4 protein-coding genes are annotated in these 21,425 nt (G+C 72.1%); all 4 read right to left on the minus strand.

All coding sequences use genetic code 11. The features are described from left to right. A partial coding sequence (locus SX243_07865; protein ID MDY7092872.1) for an amino acid adenylation domain-containing protein occupies positions 1-10,476 on the minus strand: 10,476 nt, incomplete at its 3' end. Beyond that, entirely contained in the window at positions 10,473-15,332 is a 4,860-nt protein-coding gene (locus SX243_07870; protein ID MDY7092873.1) for an amino acid adenylation domain-containing protein, read from the minus strand. The genes SX243_07865 and SX243_07870, both read right to left, overlap by 4 nt. After that, positions 15,329-16,657, minus strand: a complete 1,329-nt coding sequence (locus tag SX243_07875; GenBank protein MDY7092874.1) for a MupA/Atu3671 family FMN-dependent luciferase-like monooxygenase — start codon at positions 16,655-16,657, stop codon at positions 15,329-15,331. Before SX243_07875 ends, SX243_07870 begins: the two co-directional genes overlap by 4 nt. Further along, positions 16,654-21,417: an SDR family NAD(P)-dependent oxidoreductase gene (locus tag SX243_07880; protein ID MDY7092875.1), complete on the minus strand. Its 4,764-nt coding sequence runs from the start codon at positions 21,415-21,417 to the stop codon at positions 16,654-16,656. Before SX243_07880 ends, SX243_07875 begins: the two co-directional genes overlap by 4 nt. Positions 21,418-21,425 lie beyond the last annotated feature (8 nt).

Below are 21,425 nucleotides of genomic sequence, written 5' to 3' on the forward strand. Positions count from 1 at the left end.
CACCGCCCAGGCGCCCTGCACCAGGGTGCTGAGGGTCAGTCCCCGCCGCTGCCCCAACGCCTCCAGCCGCGCCACCGTGGCCGGTCCGACGATCCTTTGAGGCGGCTCGGGAGCGTCCTCCGCCGGCGTTTCTGCGCCGCCCCGGCGGCCGGTGCCGTCCAGGGGCAGCGGTGTGGGACCGGGCCAGCGGCGCAGGTAGCGCCGCCAGAAGGTTTCGCTGGAATGGTGGTGAAGGCGGCGTTGCCAGGCGATGAGCTCTCCGTAGCGGTGAGCCGGCGGCAGGCGCAGCGAGGGCTCGGCATAGCGTTGGAGCACCTCCGCCAGCACCAAGCCGGTGGACCAGCCGTCCAACAGGAGGTGGTGGTGGGTCCACAGGAAGACGTGGCGGCGGGGCGTCTCTCCCGCCTCGGCGACGGCGTAGAGGGCGAAGCGCAACAGCGGCGGCCGTTCCAGGTCCACGGGCTGGCGAGCGTCCTCCGCCAGCGCTCGTTCCAGTGCCGCCCCGGCCTCCTCGGGGGACCACCGGGCCTGGGCCCACGGCAGCACCACCCGCCGGTGGATCGCCTGCAGGGGCTCGCCCTTGGGACGCGGTACCAGCGCGGCGCGCAGGATCTCGTGTCGCGCCACCGTCTCGTCCCAGGCGCGCCGGAAACGCTCGGGGTCCAGCGGACCGTCCAGGGTGCAGCACAGCTGCTGCAAATAGGTGGTGCCGCCGGCGTCGTAGAGGCTGTGGAAGACCAGACCCTGCTGCATCGGGGAGAGGGGATAGAGGTCCTGCACCGGGCGGCGGCGTCCACCGTCGGGACCGTCTTCCGGGAGCTTGACGGGGAGCTCGACGGGGAGCTTGACGGGGAGCGGCAGCGCCGCCAGCTCTTCCCGTTCCAGCCACTGGGGCTCGGTGCCGCCGAGGATCGCTCGGGGGAAGTCGGTGGGGGTGTAGGCGGCGTGGTGGGGCTCCCGGCAATGCTCCAGCAGGCGTTCGATCTCTCGGCCCCAGCTCTGCACCAGCTCGGTGGCGGTGGCGCGAGGGTGACGGCCCTGGCTGAAGCTCCAATGCAGCTGCAGCCGGCCGCCCCGGACCACGGCGTTGAGGTCGAAGGGGAAGGGGCGGGGCTGGAGCGGGTGCACCGCGGGTCCGGGCGCGTCCTCCACCAGGGCGAAGGGCAGCTGGTCGTCGGCGGGGAGCTCGCCCCGGCCCAGGTAGTTGAAGCTGAAGTCAGCGCCGGGCCAGGGCTGCACCAGGCCGGCGGCGGTGAGGGCGCCATAGCCCAGACCGCCGTCGGGGATCCGGCGCAGGGTTTCCTTCACCCGCATCAGTGCCTCCGCCGCATCGTCCGCCGGCAGCTCCAGGGCGACCGGGTAAAGGGCGGTGAGGGCACCGACGGTGCGGCTCAGGTCCAGGCTTTCCGGAGCCCCGCTCATGCCTGCTTCCGAACCTGCTTCCGGGCCCGCTTCTGGGGCCTTGCGGCCGTGGCCTTCGAGCATCACCCGCACCGGCGCAGGAGTTCCGTGGAAGCGGCGGAAGGCGAGGACCGCAGCAGTGAGGATCACTTCCTCCGGACGGTTGCCGTAGGCCGCGTCGGCGCCGGTGAGGAGGAAGTCGGTGAGCTCCTTCGACAGCTGCGATTCCACCACCGCCGCTTCCCGGTGGATGTCGGGGGCGTCGCCTTCCGTCACCGCTGTCGGCAGCGGCGGCGGAGGATCTGCGGGGGGTGCCCAGCGCTCCACTTGCCGGTGGCCGGCGGGGGAATGAGCCCAACGCTGCAAGGCCTCGCTCCAGGCGCGGGTGGAAACCGCCGGTGGTAGAGCCTTTCGTGCCAGGCTGCGGGCCAGGTCCTGCAGCAGCACCCGCCAGGACACCCCGTCCACCACCAGGTGATGAGCCACCAGCAGCCAGCGGGGGCCGGCCTCCGGCGGCTGCTCGAGCCACAGCGCCGCCAGCAGCGGCGGCCGAGAGAGATCGAAGCTGCTGTGGAGCCCGGCGGCGGCCTTCTCGAAGGCGCGGCGGCGGTCCTCGGCCCCGGCCACCCTGCGGAGGTCCAGGCGCCGGAGATGGAACGGCGCCTCGGCGGGATCCATCAACCTCTGGCTCCAGGTGCCCTGCCTCGGCCGCCATCGGAAGCTGGCCCGAAGGGCACCGTGGTGAGCGATCACCGCCCTCAAAGCCCGCTCCGCCGCCGGCGCCGTCAGCTCCGCCGCCGGTCGTAGCAGGATCGCCTGATTCCAATGCTCTGGATGGGGCGGCTCGGTGCTGAAGAACCAATCTTGGAGCGGCAGCAGGGGAGCGGGGCCCCGATCCAGCCGCCGGCCTTCCTCCGCCGCCTCCACGGGGCGGGCGGCGGCAGCCAGGTCGGCGAGGGTGCGGTGCTGGAAGAGTTCTCGAGGGGAGATGCGCAGGCCCTTCTCCCGCGCCATATCGGCGATTTGCAGGCTGAGGATGGAGTCGCCGCCAAGGGCGAAGAAGTCGTCCTCCGGAGCCACCTCCTCGACCCCCAGCACCGCCGCCCAGATCTCCGCCAGCCCGGCCTCGGCGGGGCTGAGCTGGCGGCCGGGGGCTGCGTCCTGGGGCATCGGGCCTGCCGACGGGGTCTCCGTCGCGAGCTCTTCCGGCGCCGGCAGCTGGCCCAGGGCCACCTTGCCGCCGGGGGTGCGGGGAAGGCGGGGCATGGGGACGAAGAGCGACGGCACCCACGCAGCGGGAAGCCGGGTGCCCAGGAAGGCACGGAGATCCTTCTCCAGCCCCCCGTCTCCCAGCGCCCCGTCTCCCAGCTTCTCGCCCTCCGGAGTCTCGTTGGCGGCGGCGGGTTCCGGTCTGTTGGAGGCGGGCTCGAAGTAGGCCGCCAGGCGCGGGCCGGAGTGGCTTCCGACCCCCGCCACCATCCGCACCGCCGCTTCTCCCACCGCCGGGTGCCCGGCGAGGGCCGCTTCGATCTCCCCGGGCTCGATGCGCAGGCCCCGGAGCTTGAGCTGGCGGTCCAGGCGACCGAGGATCTCCACCGCTCCGTCGGGGCGCTGTCGGGCCCGGTCGCCGGTGTGGTAAAGCCTCGATCCCGGTAGGCCGGCGAGGGCGGAGAAGGGATCGGGGCGGAAGCTCTCGGCGGTGCGCCGGGGCTGGTGGAGATAGCCGCGGGCGAGGCCCGGTCCTGCGAGACAGAGCTCCCCCGGCCAACCCGGTGGCACCACCTCGCCGCGGCGGTCGAGGAGGTAGGCCCGCATCCGAGACAGGGGCCGGCCCACCGCCACCGAGCTGAAGTCGGGGGGCAAGCTCTCCGGGGGCACTGGCTCGGGCACCGACGGACGGTGGGTGAGGGCGGTGACCGTGGCCTCGGTGGGGCCGTAGGCGTTGATCATCGGCACCGGGTCCGAAGCTCCGGGCCTCCTCAGCTCGCGCCAGCGTTGGAGAGCCCGGGCGGAGACGGCTTCGTTGCCGGCCACCACCCGGCGGAGTGCTCCGGGCAGGGAGGCCCCCGCCAGGGACTCGATCCATCGGCGCCAGAAGGAGGCGGGGAGGTTGATGACGGTGACCGCGGCGCGGTCCAGGAAGGCGCCGAGCTCGACGAAGGATTCCCGGGCCGCCGGCGGGGGCAGGACCACCGTGGCTCCTACGGACCAGCTGGTGAACAGCTCTTCGCCGGCGACGTCGAAGGCGAGGGCGGAGAATTGCAGCACCCGGTCCCGGTGCCGGAGGCCGAAGGCGCGGGCCGCGGCACCGACGAGATGGCCGAAGGCCCTGCGGGAGATCACCACCCCTTTGGGGCGGCCGGTGGAACCGGAGGTGAAGAGCAGGTAGGCGGCGGCTTCGGGGTGGGGCGCTACGGGATCGGCGACCTCCGCCGGCAGATCTTCGGCGGAGGCCCTGAGCAGCTCCTTGCGCTGCGGCGGCGCCTCCGCATCCAGCGGCAGATAGGGAATGCCGGCGAGCACCGCCGCCAGCATCTCCAGCACCGCCTCGGAGCGGCTACCGAGCTGGTCCTCGTCGATGACCCAAGCTTGCCGTAGCGAGCCGTTTCGAGACCGTCTCTCGGCGGCCCGGGCTTGGGCTCGCTGCCACAGCTCGGCGAAGCTCCAGGCGATGCCCGCCGACGGATCCTCCAAGGCCGTCGCCTCGGGCCAGCGGCGGACGGCGGCGAGCACCAGCTCCGCGGGGTCGGACGGGCTGTCACCGGCGGCCCCGGCGGTCTCCAGCAGCAGCTGATGCCGCTGGGCTGGGCTCAGAGGGCTGAGCTGTGCCAGCCGCTGGGCTCCCGACGGCAGCTCTAGCAGCAGCCGTGTCGTGGTTTCGAGGGCCCGGAGAGCGATGGTGCGGTCCACTCTGCCGGCCTCGTATTGCACCCGCAGCTCCAGCGGTGGCCCCGGCAGGACGGTGAGCACCAGTGGATATTCGGTGCGGTTTTCCATCACCGCGTCGCTCACTCCCAGCTCTCCCGAGGCCTGTTCCACGGAGGCGTCCAGGGGGTAACTCTCGAAGAGCACGAGGGTGTTGAAGAGCTCCGGCGGGTCGTTGGAACCGTCCTCCCCCTCGGCTCGAGTCCAGCGGCGGATGGCCGGTAGGGAGACCCATTCGTGGGAGCCGCGACGGGTGTTCTGTTCCTGCAGGCCTGCGAGCCAGGCCTCCGGCGAGGCGTCGGAGAGCACCTCCACCGCCGTCGGCACGGTGTTGATGAAGAGGCCCAGAGTGACCTCGCCGCCCCCGGCTCGGGGTCCCGCTTCCTGGCCGGCGAGTTCCGGTGGCCGGCCCGACACCACGGAACCGAAGGTGACCTTGCGCCGGCCGCTCCAATGAGCTAGGAGCAAGGCCCAAGCGCCGTCCACCAGGGTGCTGAGGGTGAGGCGTTGTCGGCGGGCCCAGCTCTGAAGTCTTTCGGCCTCCGCGGGGCTCAGCCGGCGGTGGACCTCGGCGGAGCCGGCGGCGGCGCTGCGGCGGGGGGGCGGCAGCGGGACGGCTCCGGCGGCCCCGGTCAGCGCTGAGCGCCAGAAATCCCGGGCACCGGCCCGGTCGCGGGTGCGTAGCCAGCGGATGTGGTCGAGGAAGGGACGGGCTCTGGGCAGCTCGGAGGATTCGCCGAGGCGATAGACGGCGAAGACCTCCGCCAGCAGCTGCCCAGCGGACCAGCCGTCGAGCAGCAGATGGTGGTGGGTCCACAGGAAGCGCCAGCGCCGCGCACCGATGCGCGCCAGCACGAGGGAGAGGAGGGGGGGACGCAGCAGATCCATGTCCCGGGCCTCGGAGCGCAGCAGAGCCTCCAAACGCCGCGCCTCGCCGTCCTCGTCGAGACCGTCGCTGCGCCAATCCTCCTGCCGCCAGGGCACCGTCACCGCCTTCGCCGGCAGCACCGCCTGCAGCGGCTCAGCGGAGCTGGTGTCGCCGGGACGGAGGAAGGCGGTGCGGAGCACGCTGTGGCGGCGCACCGCCCGGGCCCAGGCGCCGCGCAGGGCCTCGGGGTCGATGTCACCCTCCAGCACGCAGTGGAATTGCTCCACATAGGGCGGAGCCCCGGCCTCCGCGGCGCTCTGGCCCTCTCCTGGCGTATCTCTACGGGTCTCGGCATCCCGGTGGGTCGCCCAATGAAAGAGGATGCCCTGTTGCAACGGGGTCAGCTCGTAGATTTCCTCCGGCGGTGCCGGCAGCTGGCGCAGGGCTGCCGTCAGAGCTTCTCGGGTCAGCCCCGGGCACGAAAAGTCCGGGGCCGCCCACAGGCGCGTGGGCTCCTCCCTCAGGCATCGCTCCAGCTCCTCCGCCACCGTCTCGAAGCTGGCCGCCAGGGCCTCCATCTCGGTCTCCGGGATCTCCCTTGGGGCATAGGCCCAGACCACCTGCAGCGGAGCCTCCGACGGATCCCCGGAGGCCTCCCCCGGAGCGCCGCGGTAGACATTGATCTCCAGCCGATGGCGACGCTGCTGGTGGGGCGAGCGGGGGGCGCCGCCGGGAGCCTCTGGAAGCCAGCGGAAGGCTCCGTCGCCCGCGGGTCGGGCCGGCAGGCTGCCGAGGAAGTTGAAGCTGACCTCGGCGGTCTCGCGGGTTCCCAACAGGGGGTGGGCCGCAGCGAGGCCGGTCTTGACGGCGTGGACCCAGGACTCCACCGTGCCGTCGTGGGCCCCCACCGCCGGCACCGTCACCACCACCGCGGCGAGGGAGGTGAGCCAGCCGACGGTGCCGGAGGCGTCCAGTACCGCGGACTCGCTCTGGGAGAGAGGAGAGAGGAGGTCGCGGCCGTGGCCTTCGAGATGCAGCCGCAGGCGGGCGCCGGGCTCGAGGCCGCCCCAGGCCGCCAGCGCCGCCGCCAGCGCCGCCAGCAGCAGCGTCTCCGCATCGGTCCGGCTCTGGCGGGTGGCGCCCCCGTCGAGGCCGGTGCTGAGCTCTCGGGAGAGGCGCTGCCGGAGCAGTCGGGCTTCGCCGTAGGTGCTCGCTTCATCGTCGGCGAAGAGCCGCTGGCAGGGCTCTTCCGGAGAAGTCTCCTCGGCGAGGAGCTCGGCTTCCCGCCGGGCCACGGCCCGAGCCCAGCGGTGCCAGGGAGTGGCGACGGGGGGCAGAGGGCGGCGATGGTAGAGGGCCTCGAGGTCGTCCAGGAGGAGCATCCAGGAGTAGGCGTCTACCACTAGGTGATGGGCGGTCAAGAGCAGGCGCGGTCCCTCCTCCATGCGCATCAGCAGCCCCCGCATCATCGGACCGCGGGAGAGGTCGAAGCACTTCTGGAGCGCGTCCGCCAGCCGCCGCTGCTGCGCCGCCGCGTCCTCCGGCGGCAGGCGGCTCAGGTCCCGCACGACGAGCAAGGAGGCGAGGGGTAGCTCCGCGGTGGGGCGATGGCGCTGGCGCCACACCGCGCCGCCCTGGCCTGCTTCTGTCTCTTCCTCGACCTCGAAGGTTGCCCGCAGCGCCTCATGACGCTGCAAGAGCTCCCCCAGGGCCAGCTCCAGGCGCCGCAGATCCAGATCCACCGGCGGTTCCAGGGTGACGCCGAGGGTGAAGTGATGGGGGTCGGCGGGATTGCCCTCCAAGAACCAGCGCTGCACCGGGGTGAGGGGAATCTCCTCGCCGGCTTCCGGCGGCTCGGCGAGGTCGTCACTGGGATCTTCTCCGGGACCTTCGCCGGCGCTCTCCCCCCGTTCCAGCCGACGGCTCAGCCGGGCGACGGTGGGGTGCTCGAAGAGATCCGCCGGCGAGACCGGAAACCCCTCCCGCCGCAGCCGCCCCGCCAGCTGCAGGCTGAGGATGGAGTCGCCGCCGAGGTCGATGAAGTGATCGTCCCGCCCCACCGAGGCCACTCCCAGGACCTGGCCCCAGATCTCCGCCAGCCGTTCTTCGGTCTCACCGGACGGTCCCGCATCGGCGGCGGCCCCGGCGTCCGCGCTGCGGGAGATGGCCGGTGCGGCGCCGGGATCGGGGAGAGCTTGGCGATCGATTTTGTCGTTGGCGGTGCGGGGCAGGGCATTCAGGAAGAGGTAGCGTCCGGGGAGCAGCGCCGGCGGCAGACGTCGGGAGAGGAAGGCGTTGAGCTCCCGGGGCTGTGGCTCTTCGGCACCGGGGACGAGCTCGCCGTAGGCCACCAGCTGCAGCTCGCCCCCCAGGGGTCGGGACACCACCGCCACCTGGGCGATGGCGGGATGGGTGCCGAGGGCGGCGGCGATCTCCCCGGGCTCCACCCGATGGCCGCGAATCTTGACCTGGTCGTCCAAGCGCCCGTGAATCTCCAGCCGGCCGTCGGCGGTCCAGCGGGCGAGATCGCCGGTGCGGTAGAGGCGAGCCCCGAGGGTTCCCGGGGGCGGCGTGGGGTCGGGCTGGAAGGCGGCGGCGGTGAGGGCGGGACGGCGGTGGTAGCCGTGGGCCAGCCCCGGGCCGCCGACCCACAGCTCGCCGACGGAGCCGACGGGCAGCGGCGGTGCGCTGCTGCCCGCGCCGGGGGGCAAGATGTGCAGTCGGGCGGCGGCGGCGGGGCGACCTGCATCGGGTCTGGCTTCATCGAGTCTGGCATCATCGGAATCACGCTCCGAGCGCCGGACCGAAGCCTTCGCCGGCTCGCCGAGGGAGCAGGTGGAGGTGATCTCCGCCGGTCCATAGCAGTTGAACAGCCGCCTCCCCGGTGCCCACCGCCGCACCATGCCGGCGGGCAGGGCTTCGCCGCCGACGAAGAGGGTGCGGGGAAAGGCCTCATCGGATTCCTCGTCCTTGGCCCCTGGGTCGATCCCGACGGCGACCTCCTCGGCGGCGAGGAGGGAGGGAAGGGTGGAAACGTGGTGCAGACGGCGGTGGGCGGCGACCTCGCCGACTCCGCCGGCGCGCTGGATCTCCTCCGGCGTCACCAGGCAGAGGGTGGCGCCGGCGCCGAGGGCGAGGGTGACCTCCCACACCGAGGCGTCGAAGCTGGGAGAGGTGAGCTGGGACGCGCGCTCCCCGGGGCGGACGGGTAGCCGCAGCAGGGCTTCTACCAACAGGCTCCAGCCACGCCGTCCGAGGCGCACTCCCTTGGGGCGGCCGGTGGAGCCGGAGGTGTAGATGAGGTAGGCCGGCGCCGCGCCGGGGGGAGTCTCCAGGGATGGCCCCTCGCCACCTTCTTCCTCCACGGTGCTCCAACTCCACCGCGGAATGGTGTTCTCGGTGTTCTCGTCGGCCTCCTCGGTCCCGTCGGGGACCAACAGGGCCCGGGCTCCCGAATCTTCAAGCATCCAGCGCCGCCGGCTCGCCGGGTAGGCCGGATCCAGGGGCAGATAGGCGGCGCCGGTGGTGGTCACCGCCAGGGCGGCGAGAACCCATCGCGGGCTGCGGGGACAGAGCACCGCCACCGTATCGCCGAGGCCGATGCCGCGGCGGCGAAGGCCTCGGGCCAGGCGGTGCAGGCGGCGATGGAGCTCACCGTAGGAGATGGAGGAGCTCTCGGCATCCAGCGGCGAAGGCTCCAGCGCCGGTTGCTCGGGCCTTACCGCGGCGTGATGGGCGAGGCGCTCGAGAAGGTCTACCCCGCCCTCCGGGCTGCCCGGGGCGGCGCTCCACTCCCAGCGCAGCTGATGGCGCTCCGGGGCCGAAAGATGAGGCAGGGTGGCGACGGCCCGGTCGAGGGCCCGGTCGAGAGCCCCGTCCGTGACCGCCGTCAGCAGCTCCTCCAGGGCGCGGAGGAAACGCCGAGCCTGGAGCTCCGGCAGCCGCGACGGGTGATAGACCAGGCGCAGCAGCCAACGGTCCCCGGGGGCGACCCCGAGGCCGACGGGAAAGGGCAGGCGCTCGACGGTGTTCAGATCCAGCACCTTCAGGCCTCCCGCGGCATCGGGGTCGGCGGCGGTGAAGTCGGCGGAGCCGCGGGGATAGTTCTCGAACGCCAGGATGGCTTCGAAGAGCATTTCGTGCTGGCTTCTTCCGGACCAGCGGCGGATCTTGGCCAGCGGCGTGTGCTCGAAGCGCCGCCGATCTACCGAGCCCTGTTGGATCCGCTGGAGGAAGCAGCGAAGGCTCTCCGCCGGATCCACCTCGATCCGCACCGGCAGGGTGTTGACGAAGAGTCCGAGCATCCCCTCGATGCCCCGCAACTGCGCCGGCCGGCCCGAGACCACGGTGCCGAAACGAGCCCAGGGACGGCCACCGTCGGAGCGGCCGCTCCAACGCCCCAGCAGCAGGCCGAAACAAGCCTCCACCAGCACCGCCGGGGTGATGCCGGCGGCCCGGGCGGTAGCCTCCAGGGCAGAGCAGCGACCCTCTGTCAGCCGGCGTTCCAGGGCTCTTTGATCGACCTCCTGGGAAGGTGCTCCCGACCTTGGGACCAGGCGCTTCTGGAGGAATCCCAGGGAGGCGTCGCCGGCCAGCTGCGGTCGCCAGAAGGCTCCGGCCTCATCGGCCGGGGGCAGCCCCCGACGCTGCAGCCAAGTCAGGAAGTCACCGTAGGCTCTTCGCGCCGGCAGTCGCAGCCCGGCCGCGCCGGTGGCGCCCGTCTCCGCGGCGCCCGTCTCCGCGGCGCCCGTCTCTGCAGAGTAGAGCGCCAGCACCTCCTCGAGCACCAGGTACAGCGACCAGCCGTCCAGGAGCAGGTGATGGAAGCTCCACAGAAAACGCCAGCGGGCTCCCTCCGCCGCGTCCGCCAGGCGGATCAGGGTGAAGCGCTGGAGCGGTGGCCGGGTGAGGTCGAAGGGATGGCCACGGTCCGCCTGGAGCAGCTGGCGGAAACTCTCCGCCGCCTCGCCTTCCGTCAGCCGTCGCCAGTCGAGTTCGTGCCACGGCATGGAGGCGCTGCGGTGAATGGCCTGCACCGGCTGCTCCACCTCCTCCCAGAAGAAGGTAGCCCGCAGCGCCGGATGGCGGGCGAGGACCCGATTCCAGGCGCGGCGCAGCGCTGACCGGTCGAGATCACCGCGGCGCGCCCTCGCGGGAACAAGGATCGTGCCGAAGGTCTGCTCGTGGTAGAGCCCGGGCCGCTCCGACGCCAGGCTCTCGAAGAGCATGCCCTCCTGCATCGGCGACAGCGGCCACAGGGTCTCCAGGGCGGAGGGCTTCACGAGGAGGGCTCGTCCTGGTCGGCGGACCCGCCGGCGATCCGGTTCATCAACTGGTCGAGGGATTGTTGGCTAATTTCCACTTGGGGGAAGTCGGAGGGGGTGAAGCCGCCGGCCTTCGGGTCCAGGCAATGGCTCACCAGGGTCTCCAGGTGCTCTTCCAGCGCCGCGGCCAGAGCCTCGACGGTGGCGGTTTCGAGCCGCCGGTCGTAGCTCCACAGCAAGTGCAGCCGGTCTTCCAGCGAGTAGACCAGCAGCTCGAGGGGGAAGGGCCGGGGATCCTCCGGGTGATGGAGAGTGCCCACCGGTGCGTCGAGAACCCGGATGCCGCTGGCGGCCAGCATGCGGTCGAGGCGTCCCAGATGGTTGAAGGCCACGGGCAGGCCCCGGGGGCTGGCGCCGCCGGCGCGCAGCTGCTGCCGTAGGCCCTCCTTCACCCTCGTGAGGTCGCCGCCGGGGTCGTCCTCGAAGCCGTCACCGAGCTTCAACTCGACGCCGGTGAGGCGGGTCAGCCAGCCGACGGTGCGGGCGAGGTTCCACTCCTCGCCGGCCTCGACCTCCTGGCCGGCGGCATCGCCGTGGCCGCCGTCGCGGCCGTGGCCCTCCAGGCACAGGCTGATGGTGTGCGTCCCGGGCTCCAGCTCGGCGGCGCGGTCCGCCAGGGTGCGGGCGAGGGCGGTGAGCAGGAGCTCGTCCGGGCGGGTGCCGTAGGCTTCGCCGGCCCGCTGGTAGAGATCCTCCGTCAGCTCCACCGGCAGCCGGCGGGAGAGTCGTTGGACCGCCGCCTCGCGGCCATCGGCTTCGGGATGATCGAGGAGGGGAGCGGGGGAGAGCTCATCCCGGGGCTCTGTGTCCATCCGAGAGCCCCGAGCCGTCCGGGAGCCCCGGGCCCACAGGGCGAAGGGGGTGGCCGGGGTCAGAGCTCGGTCTGGTTCCTCCGCCAGCGCCAGCAGCTCCTCCGCCAGGACGGCGCAGGAGACGGTGTCTGCCACCAAGTGGTGGACTACCAGCAGCAGGCGTTGGGGGACGGCTTCGCCGGTGGGGCTCGCCGAAGATTCCGGCAGCTCTGCCAGCATCAACCGCAGCAGTGAGCTCTCCTGCCGATGCGCCAGATCGAAACCTCCCTGGAGCGCGTCCGCCGCCGCTTCCAGCTCCTGGTCGAGCTCCGACGGCGGCAGCTGGCGGAGGTCCCGCACCGTCACCGCCGGGGCCGCCGCCTCGCCGTGGAGCTGCTGGTGGAGCTCCGCACCGTCGCCCTCGAAGGAGAGGCGTAGGGCATCGTGGCGTTGCACCAGGCGTGCCGCCGCGGTGTGCAGGCTCTCCACGGTCAGACGCCGCGGCGCCACCACCCACAGGGCCAGATTCCAATGCTCGGGATGTTCCAGGGGCAGCTCGAAGAACCATCGCTGGGTGGTGGTCAGGGGGACCGGTCCGGGGGGCGCCTCCACAGGACCGCGCTCTTCCTCCAGCTCCGCCACCGTCGCCAGGCGGGCGATGGTGGGGTGGGTGAAGATGGCCTCCGGCTGCAGCCGAATCCCCGCCTCGGCGGCCCGAGCAAGGGCTTGGATAGAAAGGATGGAGTCGCCGCCGAGGGCAAACCAATCGTCGTGGATGCCCACCCGCGGGCGGCCCAGGAGCTCCGCCCAGATGGCCGCCAGCCGTTCCTCTACGGCATCCCGAGGCTGGTCGTCGAGCTCCGCAGTCTGCTCCTCCGAGAGCAGATCGAGGAGCGCGCCGCGGTCCACCTTGCCGCGGTCGGTGAGGGGCAGCTGGGCTATCGGCACGATGCGCGCCGGCAGCAGGTTCGCCGGCAGCCGCTCCGCCAGGGCGCCGCGGAGCTCTTCTTCAGTCTGTTTCGAGACCGCGAAGGCGACGAGCTGGATGCCCTCACCGCCGGGGCTGGGGCGGGTAGTCACCGCGGCGGATTCGATCTCCGGCAGGGCGGTGAGGGCGGCTTCGATCTCTCCGGGCTCGACCCGTAGGCCTCGCACCTTGACCTGGCGGTCGAGGCGTCCGAGGAAATCCAACGAGCCGTCCGGCAGGCGTCGGGCGCCGTCGCCGCTGTGGTAGAGCCGCGCTCCCGCCCCGCCGGCGGAGGCCTCGCTGGCGAAGGGATCGGGGCGGAAGGCGAGGGCGGTGGCCCGGGGATCGCCGAGATAGCCCCGGGCGAGGCCGTCGCCGCCGATGAGCAGCTCGCCGGGAACCCCCACCGGCTGCAGGTGGGCCCCGGCGGTGGCGCTGGCTACCACTACCCGGGTGCCCCCCAAGGGCCAGCCCAGGGAGACGCTGTCGGAGACCTCGTCCCCGGGCTCGAAGCGCCGGCAGGTGGTGAAGACCGTGGCCTCGGTGGGGCCGTAGCCGTTGATCACCGCCGGTGCCGAGCGGCCTTCCCCGACGGGCTCCCGGGCTACCCTCGCCAGCGCCGCCCGCACTGCCGGCGCTGCCAGCCGGTCCCCGCCGGCGAGGAGCTGGGGGACCTTCGCCAGGGCGTCGGGGTGCTTTTCCACCATCAGATGGAAGAGGCCGGCGGTGAGCCAGAGGGTGGTGACGCCATAGGCCTCGATGCCGCCGGTGATCTCCTCCAGTGAGCGCTGAGACCCGGCCGGCAGAGCGAGGGCGGCGCCGGTGGCGAGGGCTCCCCAGAGCTCCAGGGTCGAGGCGTCGAAGCTCGGTGGGGCGAGCTGGAAGAGCACCTCGCCGGGGCCCAGCCGCAGCACCGCCCGCGGGGTCCGCAGCCCTTGCAACAGCCGCACGACGGCGCCGTGGGGCACCGCCACCGCCTTGGGCCGGCCGCTGGAACCGGAGGTGAACATCAAGTAGGCCAGCTGGCTCGGGTCGGTGATGAGCGGCTCGAAAGGCGCCGCTTCCTCGCTGTCCGACGCCGGCGGCGAGTCCGACAGCTCCGGCATCAGCACCGTCCAGAGGTTTTCCTCGGCGTCCTCGAAGCCCTCCTCCGCCACCAGCACCGGCGGCGCCTCGGGAGCCGTTTGCCGGAGCAGGCCGAGGAGCTGCCGCCGGCGGGAGGCGGGATCCCGGGGGTCGAGGGGTACGGAATAGCCGCCGGCGAGCACCGTGCCGAGGATGGCCACCACCAGCTGCGGCGAGGTGGGCAGCAGGATGGGGACAGGCACCTCCGGCCCGACGCCGGCCCGGCGCAGGCGGTGGGCGAAGCGGCGGGCGAGGGCCGCCAGGGCGCGGTAGGTCAGGGTGGTGCTCGGTGGGCTCAGGTAGAGCGCCGGGGCTTCGGGATGGGCGTCGGCGGCTCGCAGGAAAAGCTCCGCCAGGTTGGGACGGGCTGCGGGCTCGGTCCCGCCTTGCCACTCCGTCAACAGCTGATGACGCTCCTGGGCGCTGAGCATGGGCAACTCCGCCAACGGCCTTTCGGGGTCCTCCAGAACCCCCTCCATCAGCCGCAGCAGATGGCCGGACATGCGCTCGATGGTGCTCTGATCGAAGAGGTCCGTGGGGTATTCCCACCACCCCGCCATGGCCTCGTTACCCTCCCAAAAACCCAGGGTCAGGTCGTCCCGGGCGGTGCGGGTACCGGTCTGGCGGAAGTGGCGCAGCTCCAGCTCCTCGAAGTCCGGGTGGGTGATGCCGACGTTCTGCAGCACGAAGGTGACCTGGACCAGGGGATTGCGCCGCAGGGTGCGGCGGTGCCAGAACTCTTCCACCAGCCGTTCGAAGGGCACTTCCTGATGGGCGAAGCTGGCCAGGCACATATCCCGCACCCGCTCCAGGAAGGTGCGGAAGGTCACTTCCCGGCCCCTCTGCTCCCGCAGGTCGAGGCGCAGCACGGCGATGTTGATAAAGAAACCGATGAGCTGTCGGGCGCTCTCCTGCTCCCGGGTCACCACCGGCGAGCCCACCAGCAGGTCCCGCTGGCCGCTGTAGCGGTGGAGCAGAGCGCCGAAGACCGCCAGGTAGAGCATGAAGGGGGTGACACCGTGGTGCCGGTGGAAGGCCTCCATGCGGGCGCTGAGCTGCGCCGGCAGCTGCACCGCGTAGCGCTCGCCGCGAAAGCTCTGGCGCGCCGGGCGGGGCCGGTCCGTAGGCAGCTCGAGGACCGTCGGTGCGCCGTCCAGCTGGCGCTTCCAGAATTCCATCTCCTTTTCCAGCCGCGGACCGGAGAAGCGCCGCCGCTGCCACACGGCGTAGTCATGGACCTGCACCGTCAGCTCCGGCAGCTGCGGGGGCCGGCCGGCCAGCCGGGCGTCGTAGAGCTCCGGTAGCTCCTGGAAGAAGAGGGCCATGGACCAGGCGTCGGTGACCAGGTGGGGCATGGTCACCGCCAGCAGGTGATCGCTGACCTCGTCCGCATCGACCCCCTGGGGAATCTCTTCCGGGTCTGGCATGCGCAGCAGGCTGAGCCGCGCCAGGGGCGGCTCCTCGAGGTCGAAGGGCTGACGCCCCTCGGCGGCGGTGAGGCGTTCCATCTCCGCCTCCGCCCGATCCCCGAGGCGAGAGAGATCGAGCACCCTCAGGGGCAACACCGGCAACTCTTCCGGCGGGATGGGGATCTGCACCGCCTGGCCGTCGACCTTGGTGAAGCGGGAGCGCAACACGGCGTGGCGTTGCACCAGCTGGTTCAGGCTCTGAGCCATGGGGCCATAGCGCAGCCGGCCCACCAGCCGGCCGGCGAAGGGGATGTTGTAGGCCGCGGAGCCGGGGACCAGCTGGTCGATGAACCACAGCCGCTGCTGGCCGAAGGTCAGGGGATAGTGATCCGCGGCGGCGGCCCGGGGGATCTCGCCGCCGACCTCGTCCAGGCCTTCCTTGCGCAGCCGTAGCTCCAGCAGGCGGCGCTTTTCCGGCGGCAGGGCGGCGATGCGCTTTTCCAGCAGGTCCGAGCTCTTCATCGGATACCCTCCTGGGGCGTCCTTGCCCCGGATGCTCGTGCGTCGGAGACCCGAGCCCCGGATGCCTCGGCGGCGGTGGGGTGATGCCGCCGGACCACGGCCGCCAGGCGTTCCAGGCTCGCCATCACCCGCTCCGGTTCCAGGCCGAAGTCCACCAGGCAGGCGATCTCGTTGACCCCTAGCCGGGCCAGATAGTTGATCAGCGGCGTCACCGATTCGGCGGTGCCGATGAGGGAGGCGGCGCGGGTGTAGTGCTCGAAGGCCAGGGGGATGAGGGCCTCCAGATCGGTCTCGTCGATGCCCTCGACGGTGAGGAAGGAGTCGCGCTGCTGGAGATGGCTGCGCAAATAATCCCCCAGCGGCTCGCGGGTCGCTTCCTGGGCCGCCGCCAACGACTCGTCGAGGTAGGTGTGGAGCATGAGGGTGACTTTGCCTTCGCCGCCCGCGCCGCCGCCGCCGTCCTCGCCCAGGGCGTCCTCGCGGGCAGCGCGGTAGCGGCGGATCTTCTCCTCCAGATCGGGGAAGGGCTGGCTACCCAGGGAGGAGAGGAGGTGGGTGTCCAGCTCTCCCGCCTGCTCCCAGGTGCGAGTGTTGCCGGAGCTGGTGGTCCACACCGGCAGCTCTTCCCGCACGGGCCGCGGCAGGGTGCGCACCTCGATGGTCTCGCCGGCGCCGTTGCGCCGTTCGATGGCGTCGCCGCGCCACAGGGTGCGCAAGTCTTCCAGATGCCGCACCAAGACTTCCTTACGGTCCTCATAGTCCTGGGGCCGCAGGATGAAGTCGTCGGGGTGCCAGCCGGCGGCGCAGGCGATGGCGGCGCGGCCGCCGGAGAGGTTGTCCACCACCGCCCATTCCTCCGCCAGCCGCACCGGGTCGTGGAGCGGCAGCACCACCGAGCCGGCGCGGATCTCGATGCGCTCGGTGATGCTGGCCAGGGCGCTGGCGAGGAGCGAAGGATTGGGGTAGAGACCGCCGAAGTCTTGGAAGTGGCGCTCGGGGGTCCAGACGGCGGTGAAACCGTGGCGGTCGGCGAAGCGGGCACTGTCTAGGAGCAGCTGATAGCGGCCGGGACGGGCGCCGCCGGAGCCGTCGGCGGAGAAGAAGAAGAGGCTCATCTCCATGGGCGCCGGCGGTGCCGAGGGATCCGGCTGGGCGAGCTCCGACGGCAGCTGGAGGGCGCCGCCGGGATCCGCCTCCGGCGAGCCTTCCGGCTTCCGGCGGCCGCCCTCGGGGCTCAGTCCTTCGCGCTTCAGACGCAGCTCCAGCAGCCGGCGCTTGTCCGGCGGCAGCGATGCCAGGCGTCGTTGCAGCTCGTCGGAGCTCATCCTTCCTCCTCCGCCAGCAGAGCTTCCACTTCTTCCGGTGACAGGTTCTCGATCTCCGCCAGGAGCTCGTCCATGCGCGCCGCCTCGGCCTGTTTTTGGGCCTTCTCGGAGTCGATTTCTCGGGCCAAGGCGGTGGCGGTGCGGGCTTCGAAAAAGGTGCGCAGGGGCATTTCCACGTCGAGCTCGGCACGCAGCTTGGAGATCACCTGCAATCCCACCAGCGAGGAGCCGCCGAGCATGAAGAAATCGTCGTCCAGCCCCACCGCTTCGACCCCCAGGAGCTCCTGCCAGATGGCCACCACCGTTTCCTCGGTGGCGGTTTCCGGGGCTCGATAGGGGGCCTGGTGGGTGGTGGTACGGGCGTTGCCCGCGCCGCCTCCCGCCGCCTCCCGGCCGGCGCGGCTCCACTGCCGGCGCCGGGTCTCCAAGTCGCCGGTGGCCACCGCCAACCGCCGCGGGCCGCCGGGGCCGCCGGGGCCGCCGGCGAGGGCAGCCAGAACGCGGTCGACGCTGTCCAACAATTCGTCGTCGTCGAGGGTGAGGGCACTTTGGGCCGCCCCCAGAGAGCCCGCTCCGAGAGATCCGGCGGCCAGCGAGTCCGCACCCTCCAGGGGGGCTTCCCAGCCTTCCCAATTGACGCTGCACCAGGGCAGGCGGCCGGCGCGGCGCTCGGCGAAGGCGTCTACGGCGGCGTCCGCCGCTGCGTAGGCCGCCAGCCCCAAGCCGCCCAGGATCGGGGCCAAGGAGGTGGCCACCACCGCCGTCGCCGGGCTTGGATCCTGCTCCGCCAGCAGCCGGTCGAGGAGCTGCAGTCCCCGCACCTTGGGCCGCCGGTGCACCCGCAGGAAGTCGCCGCCGGTCTCGGCGACGGTTTGATAGGGGGTGGGGAAGGGGGCTTCGGGGCTGTCGTCGCCGCCAAAGCCGGCGCAGTGGAAGACGGCGTCGTAGCCACCGAAGCGCTCCCGTCCCGTCGCCAGGGCTGCGGAGAGCTGGTCCGCGTCGGCGACGTCCGCCGCGAGCACTGCGACGGATTCCAGGCTCTCCAACCGGCGCTTCTCGGCAGCGCTGGGGCTTCGGGGGTCGAGGAGGCTCAGGCGGGCGCCGCAGCGGCGCTGCAGATGCTCCGCTAGCAGGAGCCCGAAGTGCCCCAGGCCGCCGGTGATGAGGACGTGGGCGCCGGCGGGCAGCAGAGCCGCCTCCGCCGCCGGCGCCGGCAGTGGGAAGGCGCCGAGGTGCAGGTGCCAGCGATGGGCTCCACGGAACGCCAGAATCTCCGCCTGGGTGTCGGCTTCGGCGCGCTGGAGCTCCTCCAGCAGCAGTCGCTGGATCTCCCGGGAGATTCCGTCGCCGTTAGGGGCGGGCAGGTCCAGGAGCCGGCAGTGGAGGTTGGAGTGTTCCTGGGGGATGCAGCGCAGCAGACCCGCGAGAGCGGCGGGCTGGGAGGTTGGATTGGCATCCGGTCCTGCGCTGGTCTTCGCACCTGCTCCCCCCGCCGCTTCGGTGCCCAGAACCCCCAGAGCTCCGTGGGTTACCACCGTCAGGCGAACGGTCTCCCGATGGACCTCCTGCGCCAGGCCGTGGACCAGGTGCAGCAGGTGCTCCTGAGCTTCGGCGCCGTCCGCCGCCGGTGCAGTCGGCGGCGTGGTCAGGAGAGCCACGTCGGTAGGGGTTCCGGAGCCTTCGGCGAGCTCTCGGAACAGCTCCCGGGCTTGGTCTGAGCTTTCCGGTGCCGGGCTGGTCGGTGCTGGATGCGCTACGGTTCCGAGGCCGGCGGCCAACGAGGTCGTCCACTCCTGTTCCGGCGCTCCGCCGGTCGTGAGCAGCAGCCATCGGCGGGGAGATGGCTCGTCCGGCTCCTCGACAGCCACCGGCGGCTCGGTGACGCTCTGCCAGCCGGGGGCGTAGAACCAACTTTCCCGGTCCGCCCGCTTGCCCCGCTCGGGCGCGCTCACCGGGGTGGTGGCCTCGACCCAATAGCTCTGGCGTTGGAAGGGATAGAGGGGCAGAGGGACTCGGCGACGGTAGGGCTCCGGGCGATGCGGCTCCGGGCGATGGGGCTCCGGGAGCCGCAGCTCCGAGGTCAGGGCCTCCAGGCGCACCGGCACCCCGTCCACCCACAGGGCGGCGGAGGCCTCCAGGATCACGGTGGCGTCGTCCCGGGGATCCTGCGGATGGCGCCCGCCGGAGGCCGCACGCTGGCCGTTCTCGAAGGCCGGCTGCTGGCGCATCAGAGTGGTGAGGGCCTCGCCGGGGCCGAGCTCCAGGAGCCGCCTCCCCTTGCCGGCGGCCCCTTCCAAGAGCGCCGCCGCAGCGGCGGAGAATCGCACCGGCTGACGCAGCTGGCGGGCCCAATACTCCGGGTCGGTGGCGTCGTAGGCGGAGATCCAAGTGCCGGTGACGCAGGAGAGGAAAGCCTTGGTCGGAGCCTGCCGGGGGACCGTCGCCACCCGCTGCGCGAAGTCCTCGAGGAGGGGGTCGAGGTCGGGGGAGTGGAAGGCCCGGTCGACGTGCAGCCGGCGATGGTGGACCTGTTCCTCCTCCAGAGCTTCCAGCAGAGCGTCCAGGGCCTCCGGTGGGCCGCCCACGGCACACACCGCGGGGCCGTTGACCGCCGCCAGGTGGATCGCGGGGTGACGTTCCAGCCACGAAGCCAGCTCCTCCTCTGGCAGCTGCACCGTGGCCATGGCCCCCGGCGGCAGCGAGGCCATCAGACGACCGCGTTCCGCCACCAACTCCAGGGCGTCGCGCCAGTGAAAGACTCCGGCGAGGCTGGCGGCGAGGTACTCGCCCACGGAATGGCCCAGGAGCACTCCCGCCTCGACCCCCCAAGAGGCCCACAGCCTCGATGCGGCATAGCCGACGCTGAAGATCGCCGGCTGGGTGACGGCGGTGCTCGCCAGGACACTGGCGGCTCGCTCCTCGGCACCCGGCTCGGGAAAGAGCACCCGGCGCAGATCGAGGTCGAGGATCGGCTGGAGGACCTCGGCGCATTGGTCCAGGGCACGCTGGAAGACCTGGTAGCGGCGGTAGAGGCCGGCGGCCATGCCGACGTATTGAGAGCCCTGACCGGGGAGGAGGAAAGCCAGCTCCGGAACGGCCGCCTCGGCTTGTGTTCCGCTCGCCTCTTGGGCCACGGCACTTTCCATGCCCTCGCTTTCCAGAGCTTCAGCTCCGGCGGCCAGGGACGTTCCCGGCGGCAGCACCCAGGCCCGACGCCGGGGCAGGATGCGGCGGCCGGCGGCGAGGGTGTGGGCGATGTCCGCGAGCTGGGCGCTGGTCTCCTCCTCCTCGGAATCCCCAGTCTCGGCGTCGAGCGCCCGCAGGTGCACCGCCAACGCCTGGCTCTGCACCGGCAGTGCGTCGGCGCTGCAGGCGGAGAGGGCGATCAGCTGGGGCCCCGGGTCCGGCGAGCCGGCACCTCGGCTGGCCGCCGGTGCCTGCTCCAAGACCACGTGGGCGTTGGTGCCACCGATGCCGAAGGACGAAACGCCCGCCCGCCGCGGGCCCCCGGCGACCTCCTCGGACCAGGGGCGGGTCTCGGAGTGCACCATGAAGGGGGAGGCGTCCAGCTGCAGCGCCGGGTTGGGGCGCTGGAAGTGGAGGGTGCCGGGGACCGTGCCCTGTTCCACCGCCAGCACCGCCTTGATCAGCCCGGCGCCGCCGGCGGCGCCGTCCAGGTGGCCCAGATGCCCCTTGAGGGAGCCCAGGGAGCAATAGCCTCGCCGCTCCGTGTGGGCGCGAAAGGCGCGGGTGAGGGCAGCCACCTCGATGGGATCCCCTACCGCGGTGCCGGTGCCGTGGCCCTCGACATAGCCGACGGTGGCGGGATCGAAGCCGGCGAGGGCCAGCGCCTCGAGGATCGCCGCCTCCTGGCCGTCCGCCCGTGGTGCGGTGTAGCCGACCTTCTTGCCGCCGTCGTTGTTGATCGCCCAGCCGCGGAGCACGGCGCGCACCGTGTCGCCGTCCGCCACTGCGTCGCTCAGCCGTTTGAGGGTGACCAGGCCGACGCCGCTGGCGGGGACGGTGCCGCGGGCAGCGGCGTCGAAGGGCCGGCAGCGGCCGTCGGGAGAGAGGATGCCCTGCTCTTGGTAGAGATAGCCGGCGCGGTGGGGTAGGCGGACGGTGACACCACCGGCGAGGGCGACGTCGCACTCGCCGTTCATCAGGCTGGAGCAGGCCAGCCCCACCGCCACCAGGGACGAGGAACACGCGGTCTGCACGCTGATGCTGGGGCCGGTGAGGTCGAGCTTGTAGGAGGTGCGGGTGGTGAGGAAGTCCTCGTCGGTGGCCAGCACCGCAGCGTAGGCGCCCACCACCTCCAGGAGCTCCCGATTGGGATGGACGTGGAGCAGAAAATACGCGTTCAGGCCAGAGCCAGCGAAGACTCCGACCCGGGCATCGCTGCCCAGGCTGCCCGGGCGGCTGCTGTCGAGGCCGGCGTCCTCCAGGGCGTGCCAGGCATTCTCCAGGAAGAGACGGTGCTGGGGATCGAGGATTTCCGCCTCCCGCGGCGAGAAGCCGAAGAAGTCGGCGTCGAAGCGGTCGATGCCCTCCAGCACTCCCGCTGCCGGAACATATTCCGGACGGGCCAGCAGCTCGCCGGACACTCCCTCGGCGCGTAACTCCTCCGTATCGAAGGTGCTGACGCCTTCGACGTCGTGGGTCAGGTTGTGCCAGAGCTCCCCGACTCCGGCAGCGCGGGGAAATCGCCCCGCCATCCCCACCACGGCGATACCGTCCAGCTCCTCATTCCAGTCCATCCATCCTC

It is taken from the genome of Acidobacteriota bacterium, assembly GCA_034211275.1.
Classification (GTDB): domain Bacteria; phylum Acidobacteriota; class Thermoanaerobaculia; order Multivoradales; family JAHZIX01; genus JAGQSE01.